The sequence below is a fragment of the Cohnella sp. CFH 77786 genome (assembly GCF_019400745.1).
GTDB lineage: Bacteria > Bacillota > Bacilli > Paenibacillales > Paenibacillaceae > Cohnella.
Genome location: NZ_WJIB01000004.1, coordinates 1 through 11,986, shown reverse-complemented (window position 1 = coordinate 11,986; position 11,986 = coordinate 1). Strand labels below are relative to the sequence as shown.

The 11,986-nt window shown below is 50.6% G+C and carries 10 protein-coding genes, 1 other RNA gene and 1 other annotated feature; of the genes, 8 read left to right on the top strand and 3 right to left on the bottom strand.

The window, feature by feature from the left end; translation table 11 throughout:
• Positions 1–213 precede the first annotated feature (213 nt).
• The 5 genes from GE107_RS07140 to GE107_RS07120 all read left to right on the top strand — a co-directional run bounded on the left by GE107_RS07140 (position 214) and on the right by GE107_RS07120 (position 4,043).
• The gene (locus GE107_RS07140) at positions 214–573 is read left to right on the top strand and encodes a BlaI/MecI/CopY family transcriptional regulator (RefSeq protein ID WP_219639009.1); all 360 of its coding nucleotides are present in this window, start codon (positions 214–216) and stop codon (positions 571–573) included.
• Positions 570–2,027 carry a M56 family metallopeptidase gene (locus GE107_RS07135; protein WP_219639008.1) on the top strand — a complete coding sequence of 486 codons (1,458 nt, stop codon included), beginning with the start codon at positions 570–572 and terminating at the stop codon, positions 2,025–2,027. Before GE107_RS07140 ends, GE107_RS07135 begins: the two co-directional genes overlap by 4 nt.
• 178 nt (positions 2,028–2,205) lie before the next feature.
• Positions 2,206–2,886 carry an oxidoreductase gene (locus tag GE107_RS07130; RefSeq protein WP_219639007.1) on the top strand — a complete coding sequence of 227 codons (681 nt, stop codon included), beginning with the start codon at positions 2,206–2,208 and terminating at the stop codon, positions 2,884–2,886.
• Between the two features lie 267 nt (positions 2,887–3,153).
• Positions 3,154–3,492, top strand: coding sequence for a PadR family transcriptional regulator (locus tag GE107_RS07125; protein WP_219639006.1), 339 nt, complete (start codon positions 3,154–3,156; stop codon positions 3,490–3,492).
• A gap of 11 nt (positions 3,493–3,503) precedes the next feature.
• A complete protein-coding gene (locus GE107_RS07120) occupies positions 3,504–4,043 on the top strand; it encodes a DUF2812 domain-containing protein (RefSeq protein WP_370636318.1) in 540 nt (179 codons plus the stop codon).
• A gap of 18 nt (positions 4,044–4,061) precedes the next feature.
• On the opposite strand, the gene GE107_RS07115 is transcribed toward GE107_RS07120, so the two are convergent.
• The 3 genes from GE107_RS07115 to asd form a co-directional block, all read right to left on the bottom strand.
• Entirely contained in the window at positions 4,062–5,585 is a 1,524-nt protein-coding gene (locus GE107_RS07115; RefSeq protein WP_219639004.1) for a solute symporter family protein, read from the bottom strand.
• Positions 5,582–5,887, bottom strand: a complete 306-nt coding sequence (locus tag GE107_RS07110; RefSeq protein WP_219639003.1) for a DUF485 domain-containing protein — start codon at positions 5,885–5,887, stop codon at positions 5,582–5,584. Before GE107_RS07110 ends, GE107_RS07115 begins: the two co-directional genes overlap by 4 nt.
• A gap of 261 nt (positions 5,888–6,148) precedes the next feature.
• Positions 6,149–7,237 (bottom strand): aspartate-semialdehyde dehydrogenase, encoded by a 1,089-nt coding sequence (gene asd, locus GE107_RS07105; protein ID WP_219639002.1) that lies wholly within the window; start codon positions 7,235–7,237, stop codon positions 6,149–6,151.
• Between the two features lie 112 nt (positions 7,238–7,349).
• Positions 7,350–7,614, bottom strand: a binding site (T-box leader).
• Positions 7,615–7,893: 279 nt separating this feature from the next.
• On the opposite strand from asd, the gene ssrA reads away from it, so the two are divergent.
• The 3 genes from ssrA (at position 7,894) to ltrA (ending at position 11,812) form a co-directional block, all read left to right on the top strand.
• Positions 7,894–8,253: a transfer-messenger RNA gene (ssrA, locus tag GE107_RS07100) on the top strand.
• Between the two features lie 429 nt (positions 8,254–8,682).
• Entirely contained in the window at positions 8,683–9,768 is a 1,086-nt protein-coding gene (locus tag GE107_RS07095) for a hypothetical protein (protein ID WP_219639001.1), read from the top strand.
• A 652-nt stretch (positions 9,769–10,420) separates the two neighbouring features.
• The gene (gene ltrA / locus GE107_RS07090; RefSeq protein ID WP_219639000.1) at positions 10,421–11,812 is read left to right on the top strand and encodes a group II intron reverse transcriptase/maturase; all 1,392 of its coding nucleotides are present in this window, start codon (positions 10,421–10,423) and stop codon (positions 11,810–11,812) included.
• Positions 11,813–11,986: the final 174 nt, after the last annotated feature.

The window sequence follows — 11,986 nt, the reverse complement described above, 5'->3', positions numbered from 1 at the left end:
CCGCCGCCTGCAGAGGGCCGATTGATCGGAATCGCATATTCAAGATCAGAGGCACCCGATCGGGTGTCTTTGCGTTTTGCTTAAACGGTGAGTTTGATCCGGAAGGGGCGTCGTCGGCACAACTGCATTCCGATGATTGACAAGTGAGGTTTATTGGGATAAACTCACCCTAGTTGGGTTTACTTGGATAAACCTATCGAGGGAGCGATCCGAATGGAAACGTACAAATTGTTCGATGCCGAATACAAATTTGCATGCCTAATTTGGGATCATGAACCCATTAATTCTACAGATCTTGTAAAGTTAAGCCAGACAAAGCTGGGCTGGAAGAAATCCACAACCTATACCGTTTTAAGGAAACTATGCGAGCGGGGGATCCTCAAGAACGAGAATGCAACAGTCACGGCAATTGTTAAGAAAACAGATGCACAGAAATGCGAAAGTCAGTCGGTTGTTGAAAAAGCCTTCAACGGTTCTTTGCCCCAGTTTTTAACCGCCTTTCTGGTTGGCAAGAAACTGTCCGAGGAAGAAGCAGAAGAGTTGAAGCGGATTATTGAGGAGGCAGCCAGATGACGAACTTGTTTCTCATTATCCTCAATATGAGCATTGCGGCAAGCTATGCGGCACTTGCGGTAATCCTTGCGAGATTTCTTTTGAGACGCGCTCCTAAAATATTTGCCTATATCCTATGGTCGGTTGTAGCCATCAGACTGGTCATCCCCGTTAGTTTCACTTCAGGCTTCAGTATTTTTCAACTCGTACAGTCCCTGGCCAAACCGGGCACAAGCTTAATGGAGTTTGTTCCGCGAGAGATCGGGATGCAAAAAAACCCTGTTGTGGACGTTGGATTTCGCGGGATAAGCCGTTTGGTCAATTCGTCTCTCCCAGTTGCTGCACCGACGTCAAGCGCAAATCTGATGCAAATCATCATATGGATCGGAAGTATAATCTGGATAACGGGAGCAGCCATACTGTTTCTTTACAGTGTCATTTCATATTTGAAAATACAGGACAAAGTCAGGACGGCGACCCTCGTAAAGGATAATATTTTTGAGACCGATCAGATTGCCACGCCCTTTGTCTTAGGTTTTCTAAAGCCGAAAATATACATTCCGGTCGGTATGAGCGAGCACGAGTTACCTCATATTTTACTGCATGAGCAAACGCATATCATGAGACGGGATTACCTCATAAAACCTTTTGCATATATGATACTTTTCGTCCATTGGTTTAATCCGCTTATGTGGCTTTCTTATGCGCTCATGAGTAAAGATATGGAAATGTCCTGCGATGAGCGCGTCATCAACAAGATGGGCGACCAGATTAAAAGAAGTTACTCAACAACTTTGCTTTCTTTATCAGTAAGCAGAAGCAGGTTATTAACCGGCAGCCCGCTTTCCTTTGGAGAGAGTCATGTTAAGGCAAGAATTAAAAATATACTCTCATATCGTCAGCCTTCTTTTTGGATGGTCTCAGGCTCTATGCTCGTAATTGCAGCCTTGGTTATGGGATGTATAGCCAATCCCAAGCCTTTACAGCAATTGACACCGCCTTCCTCGCCGCGATCCTATTCCGGATATAATATGGATAAGCTTATGGAGAACAAAACCCTTTATGTGGGTAATCATGTCAAAGTAGGCGGTCTCATCAGTGGAATGCCCGAGCCGGTTGGTTTGAAGGTTAACGGAATTGCACTTCAAACTAAAGCTCAGCCTTATGGATTGACTATCAATTATATAATGAATAAGGCATCTGAAGCGGTAAATGAGGGAGCAATAAGCCGTGAAATTTTTTATAGGAATTCCGTTCTTCTCTTAAGCCTGATTGATAACGTCGATAGGATAACCGGTTTGATTGTTGACGGCACCGGGCAAAGTGATGGCGCATCATACAGCTTTACGTTTACAAGAGATCAGGCCGACAAATTGCTTGGAGTGGATGTAAGGCATTATGCCGCAGACGAAACAAGCTTGCGGAATCTGATCGATCGTTTAAACAGTTTGCCCTTTAATGAAACCGGTACGTAACGTTATCCATGCGGCGTCTTTCGAAAGAATGCTCGTGCCGGCCTTCATGAACTACGGCGCCGAGCTCTCTTTCTCCTCGATATTCTGCGCCAGGGGGGCCGGATATTCCGTGCCCTGGGACGAGGCGGAAACCAAGATGCCCTGCTCTAAGTGTGTAAGCGAAAGGAAGTCGATTGCCATGGATAAACCCGGAATCAAGAAGGCGATATTGCTGGGGGCAACTGGTCTCATCGGGCAAGAACTGCTGGAGAAGCTCTTGCATTCGGAAGCATACGGAGAGGTGCGGATCTTGGTCAGGAGACCTCTTCCGGAGCGGGAGAAGTTGAAGCAGGTGGTTCTGAGCGATTGGGATAAGCTTGACGAGCATGCCGATTGCTTCGAGGACGTTACCGATGTGTTCTGCTGTCTGGGGACGACGATCAAGAAGGCGGGAACGCAAGCGAATTTCCGCAAGGTGGATTATGAATATCCCTTCATGGCGGCCCGATTAGCCAAAGCCGCGGGCGTGCAGCGGTTCCTGGTCATCACTGCGATAGGAGCCGATGCTGCCGCCAGAACGTTCTACAGCCGCGTGAAGGGCGAGTTGGAAGCGGCGATACGGACGTTGAATCTTCCATCGGTTGCCATCCTGCGTCCTTCTCTCCTTCTTGGAAAGCGTAAGGAGTTTCGAATCGGCGAGCGCGCGGCCATCGGACTGAGCAAGCTGGTCGCTTTTGTATTCAGGGGATCCTTGTTCAAATACAAGCCTATTCAGGCCCGGACGGTTGCTTACGTCATGTTTCGCGTGGCCCAGATGTATTTGCCTGGCACGCATATTTTTGAAAATGACCAACTGCACAGGATGGGAGCGCAGGGCTAGTTTTTACTTTCTCTTGAGGTGCTTCACGCATTAGCGATTGCAGGCTGAATAAGCTTTGTGTTAAATAGTTGAGCCTAATAGAACATGCCGCTGCTAACGACGGTTAGAAGGCCAGAGTCCTTAGGACTTCCGGCCTTCTTTTTGTTCGAAAGACGAAACATCATCGATGGATATTTGTGTCAAAACGATATTGACATCCGATATAACGAGCAATACTATATCGGCATGGGATATATCGGGTTACGATATATTATGGGGAGGGACGAGATGGGGAATAAGAAAGAGATACTGCCGCTTACGGAAGCTTTTTATTACATCCTGGTTTCGCTGTACGCGATGCCTTCTCATGGATATGGAATTATGCAAGATGTCGAGAAGATGAGCAGCGGCAGAGTGAAGATCGGTGCGGGCACCTTATACACGGCGCTAAATACATTGCTGAATAAAGGCCTCATCGATCATTACCCTGTTCCTGAAGGCACGGATTCCCGACGCAAGATGTATGCCATTACGAATGACGGCAAAACGGCGGTAGCTGCTGAAATGAGTCGGCTCGAGGAGCTTCTGCAAGCGGGGCGGCTCGTTCAACTATCCATTAAGGAGTGAGGCAATTGGAAGTGCGTTCGGAAAGAAAATACCGTCTGAATTTGAGCTGGGATTATGATAAAGAGGAAGCATGGTTGAACGAGCTGTCCAGTCAAGGCCTGCATCTTAAGAAAGCCGGGTTCTTGAGCGGCGCCTTCTCGCGTGACGAATCCGCTCGATATACGTACAGTTTGGACTATCAACCGGGCTTTCTGAAACACGGCAAATTACAGGAGTATATCGATTTGTATCAGGATGCAGGCTGGGAATATGTGTGCACCTACGGAGGAATATGGCACTACTTCCGCAGGGCGTGGCAGCCCGGGGAAACGCCTAGGTTGTATACGGATATGGCTTCGCTTGTGACGCATTATAGGAAGATCCAACGGATGATGGGTATAATGCTGCTATTGAATATGGGCATTTTTCTTATGAATATGATGAATTTGCTGCTTCGTAATAATCTTTGGACGATTGTTATCCCGGTAGTAGGGATTTACGTACTCCTCCTTGGTCTGTTTCTATACGGTTACGTCAAGATGGGCAGGAAGATTAGTAAACTTACGCGATAGCTTCTTGCAGATGACGCCCTACAAACCGATATTCGCTTTCACGACGATTTCTTGGAATTTCCGCTCATCCGCCTTTTTCTTCGACAGCAGAGTACCTATGTAAGCGCCGAGGAAGCCGAGCGGAATCGAGAGGATCCCGGGGTTGGCCAGCGGAAACCAAGGTTCGCCGGTGAAGATCGCTGCGCCTTCCTTCACGTTCCATACGCTGGGGCTCGCGGCCACGAGAATAACCGCGCTCATGAGTCCGGACAACATCCCCGTGACGGCTCCAGTCGTATTAAACCTCCTCCAGAATATCGTAAATACGATGACGGGCAGATTCGCGCTTGCGGCGATCGCGAACGCCACCGAGACGAGGAAAGCGACATTCAGCTTGGAAGCGGCCAGTGCCAGGATGATCGACAACACCGCAACCCCGACCGCCGCCCAGCGGGCTACGTTCATCTGCTCTTTCTCCGTCGCTTTGCCGCCGCGTACGATGTGGTTGTAGAAGTCGTGCGCGAAAGCCGATGCGGCGGACAGGACTAGGCCGGTAACGACCGCAAGGATCGTAGCGAAAGCAACGGCGGCAATGAAGGCGAAGAAGAAATCCCCGCCCAACGCCTGCGCCAGCAAAGGAGCCGCCATATTCCCGCCCTTGTCGGCCGCCGCGATCTTCTCGTGACCGACGAACACCGCTGCGCCGAAGCCTAGGAAAATCGTCATGATGTAGAAAATACCGATAATCCACGTCGCATAGACCACCGAGCTGCGCGCCGTTTTGGCGTCACGCACCGTGAAGAAGCGGATCAAAATATGCGGAAGACCCGCCGTTCCGAGGACGAGCGCGAGATTGAGAGACAAAGTATCGAGCGGGTTTTTGTATTTGTTCCCGGGGTTTAGGAACGCTTCCTTCAGCGGCGTAGCCGTCTTCATTTGCTCGAACATGTCGGTAATGCTGAAATGGAATTTGCCGAGCACCATGAGAGACAGCACAAGGGTTCCCGCCATGAGCAATACTGCTTTAATGATTTGTACCCAGCTTGTGGCGCGCATTCCGCCCCAGACCACATAGATGGTCATCAGCAAACCGACCACGAGCACCGACAGCCAATAGTCCCACCCGAGCAGCAGCTTGATCAGCAATCCCGCTCCAACGAGCTGCGCGATCATGTAGAACGTGGAAATGACGACCGTGTTAATGGCCGCCACGCCACGTACCCGCTTCTCGTCGAAACGTGCCGCGATCATGTCCGCCACCGTGTATTTGCCCAGATTGCGCAGCGGTTCTGCCACAATATACAAGACAACGAGATAGGCGACCAGGAAGCCGATGCTGTAGAAGAAGCCGTCGAAGCCCGCCAGCGCGATCGTTCCGGCAATCCCGAGGAAAGACGCGGCCGACATATAGTCGCCGGCAATCGCGAGCCCGTTCTGCCAACCGGTCAATCCGCCGCCCGCCGTATAGAATTCATTGGTCGAATTGGTTTTGCGAGCCGCGTAATACGTAATCACGAGCGTAAGGGCAACGATGGCCAGAAAGAGCCAGAATGCGGTATTCATACTCCCACCTCCCGCTTGACTTCTCGGACCGTCTCATCGAACTTGGCCGACCGGCGCGAATAGAGGATGCACATCGCCCAGGTCATGATAAATTGCGCGAAGGCGAATACCCAGGCCCATGAGATCGGACCGATGGCGGGCTGATTCAGCACTTTGGAGTACGAAGTCAGTATCGGAAGCAAAAAATAAAACACCAGGAAGAAGACCGTACTCGAAACGATGAAGTTCCTTTTCTGCCTCAGAAGAGCACGAAACTTCGGTGACTGAGCAATGGCGGATAAGATTACGCCTTTCTCCCGCATCCCAGTTACCTCCTTATTTAAGATGGATAGCGCTTTCGAATCACATTTATGAGAAGGATGGGACGAATATTCCCCTCCAAGCTTTGTTTGACATCATTGGCGATGATGGATACCCCATTCGGCAGGAATCCCTTGAAAAAAAAACAAAAAGCAGACCGCGGTCTGCTCTTTGTACATGTTATAACCCCTCGGAGGGTAACCGGGCTCGCCCTTCTCGCCTTGCGGTCTCCTCGAATCGGGGACTCCTGCCTCTTGATCGGATTACGGCTTCGCTTTAATGTATCCTTCCGCCGTCAGCAGCTCGGCAATGAGGACGGCACCGCCTGCCGCTCCTCGCAGCGTATTGTGGGAGAGCCCGACGAACTTGAAATCGTACAGGGAATCCTCGCGCAGTCTGCCTGCGGATACGCCCATGCCGCCTTCGACATCGCGGTCCGACTTCGTCTGCGGACGATTGTCTTCTTCGAAATAAGTGATGAACTGCTTCGGCGCGCTTGGAAGACCAAGCTCCTGCGGACGTCCTCTGAAGCTGCGCCAGCGCTCGAGAATTTCTTCTTTGGAAGGTTTGTTCTCGAACGATACGAATACCGTCGCCAAGTGTCCGTCCGTAACCGGAACGCGGATGCACTGGGTCGTGATGTGCGGCGCACTCGCCTTGACGATCGCGCCGTTCTTCACGCTGCCCCAGATGCGAAGCGGTTCCTGCTCGCTCTTCTCTTCTTCGCCGCCGATGTACGGGATGACGTTGTCCAACATTTCCGGCCAGTCGGCGAAGTTCTTGCCGGCGCCGGAGATCGCTTGGTAAGTAGAAGCAACGACGGTCGTGGGCTTGAACTCCTGCAGCGCATGAAGCATGGGGACATAGCTCTGGATCGAACAGTTCGGCTTCACGGCGATAAAGCCGGTCGAAGTGCCAAGGCGCTTGCGCTGCGCGGCGATAACGTCGAGATGGCTCGGATTGATTTCCGGAATCACCATTGGCACGTCCTCGGTCCAGCGGTGAGCCGAGTTGTTCGAGACCACGGGCGTTCCCGTCTTGGCGTATGCCTCTTCGAGGGCCTTGATCTCATCCTTCTTCATATCGACGGCGCAGAAAATAAAGTCAACCCCGGAGGCAACCTCTTCCACTTTCGAGGCATCCTGCACGACGATGGATTTTACCTTCTCTGGAATCGGGGCAGCGAGCTTCCATCTGCCTTGCACGGATTGTTCATACGTCTTGCCCGCCGAACCGGCGCTGGCCGCAATCGCGGTTACTTCAAACCAAGGGTGCCCGTCCAGGAGTTGAACGAAACGCTGCCCAACCATTCCCGTTCCTCCAACGATGCCTACTTTCAATAATGGTGTCATCCGATTGATCTCCCTCTCGAGTTGTTTTCGACTGTATAAAGCTTACCCGTTCTTGCATGCGTTCCGAACTTCAATTGAAATAAAAAATCCCACCCCCAAGACCGATTCCAGTCTTAGGGACGAGATTGCATTCTCGCGGTACCACCCCAGATTCGCGGAAATGTCGCCATGTCCGCCTCTTCGAGTACGGCCCGATCTTGTCCGGCTTATACTCTAGCTCTGTAACAGGAGCTCCTGGCACACCACCCCCCGTTCTCAGACAGGTTCCGGTGCGCTGCTCAGAGTCTTTTTTCGGTAACGTCTTCTTTGCTCCTTCTCAGCGGCTGGAGCTCTCTGTGAAAGAATCCATTACCTACTCTTCTCTTCATCGCATTTATTGATGATTATTCTAACAGATTTCGGGCCTGAGGGTAAACATCTATCTTGGACGGCCTGTCCGTTACTTATTCCCATTCCGGTATGGATAACGACTTTACGCTCTCCGCATTTTTGACCAGCCACGCTTGATCCGATTGGACTTCCGCCTTCTCCGCCGCTTGCATGGCGAGATCGACGTGCCTGTCTGTGAAATCAACGATAAAATGGCCGTTTTGGCCAGCTTATACTTGAATAAAGTTTAGGCCATATTATACTTGATTTGAATTAATTCTTACCGTGGGGCCGTTTATGGATTCGACGGGGACAGTTCGAGCATGAGTAGCGGGTAGTAGGGCTGCGGCTGCTTCAAAAACGCGGAAAGCGAATAATCACAAACGAAAAACCTTCTCTGGCTCTGGCCGCCTAATAACGGTCACCAGGCTCCTCCACTCCATCGCCCATGTGGCGTGACATGGGCTCAACTTTAGTGGGATACGCTGTCTAGTCTCCGCCTGGGGCTAGCTGAAGAAGACAATCAGGCTGACTCAATACAGAGCCGGTTCCGGGGCACTGCACGGGTGACATCAAAACTGGAACTACACCCGTAGAAGCTTATGTGACGTTGTTTCCGGACAGGGGTTAGACTCCCCTCGGCTCCCGTACTAGCCTAATTACAAACAGATTAAGCAAGAATAAGAAGATTTCATGGTATAATTTTTTGCATTGGGCTTCGAAACTCAACTCCACGAGGATCTTGTGGCCGAGCCACATGTTTGAACTTTGCAATGTCTACACCGACAATGAGTGTAGATGAAGTGATTTTGAGTAATTCGCTGTTCTTGAGTAGAATGCATAGTGTAGTCTCCTTGGTTTGTTTTTGAGATCCGTTCGCTGGCCAGCTACCGGGATCCCAAAACATCTTACCAAGGAGTCTTTTTATTTCTCAAACCCGATATTTCTTCATATCAGGAATGCTGCCCGTACGTATAATGAGGTCATTTAGTTTTTGCTGGTTGACCTCTTTTGTTCGTATGGGGTTTAGTACGAGTAGCCGTGGTAGAGCGTTCCTGCCCGTTGGGATTGACCCCGTGGGCAAAACTGTTCACCCCCAACTTGTAAAAATGCTCGCTCCGGTAAGCCTTGTCTCGTTTGTTAAAGATATTCTTAAAATGGAAACTTTTATGTTATTTCAGCGTCTATATTTATGCAAGAAAATACTAAAAAAAGGTAGGTGCTGGTTTATGTCGATTAAGAAATTGTTGTTCTCCGGAGTGTCTCTTGTATTTGCAGCAGCGTTGATTCCCTTAACCGTATTTGCAAGCCCACATGACGGTGAGATGTCCAACGCACAATTTCAAGAACTAAAACAAAAGGCTTTAAATGCAGCGCAAAATTATGTAAGTATAGTAAGCCAAAACGGTTCCTACTCTCCCTGGTTAAATACGAATATCACCTACCAGTTTCCCTTATTTGACTTTGAAGACGATGTTACATCATTTTTGTTCGATGTTGATAATGATGTTGGCGATGCTGGCTATTTGGTTGTTAGTGCAGATGATTCTCCCGTAGTAATTGAAGCAACGCGAGAGGGAAACAGTCCTTACTTAAATAAAAGTAAAAATGAGAAAGCTGTATATGTCGGGCCAACTCAGTATTATATTAAAAAGAGCAACGATGTATACTATGACATTCGCAAAAAAACTGAAGAAAACAAGAGTAATTTTAAGTCGAAAGGAACATTGGACGGGACAAAAAAAGTTGCTGAATCCGAGCTTGTCTCTGAAACGGCCTTGTCTTCCAAAACAAAACCTGGAGAAATTAGTACCATGACCATTGTAAACTATTCATCACGAACAATCTCTGAGGTTCCCGATTTCACTTGGAGAAAAGGCTGTAGCCCGACCTCTTTTTCAAACATTATCTGGTACTACAGATATTCGCAAGGTTATACGGGTCTTCTTCAAAGTACCACTACCCCGGAAACGTTGATTGACGTATTGGCAAGTTCAACGTATATGAATACTGGAACCAATGGAGGAACCGGATGGGATAATCGAGTGACGGGCATGGTAAAATTTTGGTCCGACCGAGGATATACAGTATCGGTAACAAGAAATAGCCCAAGTTTTTCGGAGCACATGACTGAAATCAATAATGGAAGACCAGACATTTAACACCGTGGGAGATGCAACGTATAAAGATCATGACATGACTGGGGTTGGTTATGAGCAGTATCAGGAGTCAAGTGAGAATTTAAAGTATTATAGATATGTTATCGTTCGTGATACTTGGGACAACACTCCAATTTCTGTATACATTTATCTCCCCCAACTCTCTTGGAATGAAACTGTAAAAGTAAGGCCATAAGTCTGCTGCTACGAAACAAACAGCCCCCTTAGATGGGGGCTGTTTCCTTGATGTACGCCCAGCATGGGCGTCATCTTTAGGGTGAAAGTCCCGAACGGGGGCTGGCGAGCGCCTACCGTAGCCAAGGGCAAGGGTGTCCGTCGTGAGGCGGAATCTGAAGGAAGCCGGAGGCAAATGCACGGGCCAAGGTACACGAACTGGATTTGAGGCAGGGTTAGTCGGATGAGTTGCCATCACACAACGAAATCCAAAGCCGCCAAGGGCTAGTCTTGTAAACTCCAGTGGTCGCGGGCAGACAGATGACGCTCTTATCTGGGGAGGCCTGCGGAATACGCGAAATCATTTCGTAACCAGAGCCGGAAGGCTCTGCTGAATCCGCAGGAGTCAGCAGAGGCCATAGTACGCGAGTACGGGACGCCGGAAAGCGGAAGGGCCGAACCGAAAGGAGAGAGGAAACCGATGCGTTCGAGCGAAGAGCAAAGACAGCAGAATATCCCGCAAGGGAGCTCACGGCAAAGAGAAGCGGTGAAGCCGTCATGGTATGTCGGAGCGCCGAGTTCTTCGTCGGCACAAGTCGCCCCTTCCTCTCGCGAAGACCGAGACGACCTGCTGGAGAGAATGCTCGAAGGAAGCAACCTTCGGGACGCCTATAAGCGCGTAGTCCAGAACGGAGGAGCTCCCGGTGTGGACGGTGTAACGGTAGCTGAGCTACAAGCTTACCTGAAAACCCACTGGGAAACGGTGAAAGCCGACCTCCTATCGGGAACGTACAGACCTTCGCCAGTCAGACGGGTGGAAATCCCCAAACCCGGAGGAGGCGTGAGGCTGCTCGGCATTCCGACCGTGATGGACCGGCTCCTCCAGCAAGCGCTTCTGCAAGTGATGAACCCGATCTTTGACGCGGGTTTCTCTCCGCATAGCCACGGTTTCAGACCGGGCAAGCGAGCGCACGACGCCGTAAAAGAAGCCCAAGGCTACATCCAGAGCGGACTGCGCTGGACGGTGGACATGGACTTGGAGAAGTTCTTCGATAAGGTCAATCATGACATGCTCATGGCGAGGGTGGCGCGGAAGATAAAGGACAAACGCATCCTGAAATTGATCCGCTCTTACTTAAACGCCGGAGTAATGGCAAACGGAGTCTACCAGAAGACCGAAGAAGGAACGCCACAAGGCGGTCCGCTTAGTCCGATGCTGGCAAACATCCTGCTGGACGACCTGGACAAAGAACTGACCCGGCGCGGGTTGCGGTTCGTCCGCTATGCAGACGATTGCAACATCTTCGTGGCGAGTAGACGGGCAGGGGAACGCGTGATGGAATCGGTGATCCGCTTCGTAGAAGGAAAGCTCAAACTGAAAGTGAACCGGGACAAGAGCGCTGTGGCAAGACCTTGGAACCGAAAGTTTCTCGGGTTCAGTTTCACCTCCCACAAGCAAGCGACGATCCGGCTTGCGCCGAAGACGGTCGAGCGATTCAAGGATAAGATTCGCGAACTAACCGACCGGACCAAGTCGATGTCGATGGAGGATAGGATTCCAAAGCTAAACCGTTACACGATGGGATGGCTTGGCTACTTCCGCCTGGCATCTGCGAAAATCCACTGCGAGCAATTCGACCAGTGGATACGCCGCCGGCTTCGGATGTGTCTGTGGAAGCAGTGGAAACGGGTCCGTACGCGCATCCGTGAACTCCGGGCGCTCGGTGTACCGGAGTGGGCATGCCTCGTCATGGCCAACTCCCGCCGCGGTCCGTGGGAAATGTCTCGAAACACGAACAACGCCCTTCCGACTTCCTACTTGGAAGCGAAAGGGCTGAAAAGTCTGCTTTCTCGTTATTCGGAGCTTTGCTAACCTTTTGGAACCGCCGTATGCGGACCCGCATGTACGGTGGTGTGGGAATTGCGCCTTGAAAGCTCAAGAGGCACGTGTCGCCTGAGATGGCGATCGGGACAAAGCTTAGCCAGCAGTCCTGTACCGAGTCTTGCGTGGTGCATGGCAACATGTACGACGAAGCGTAGACAGGAA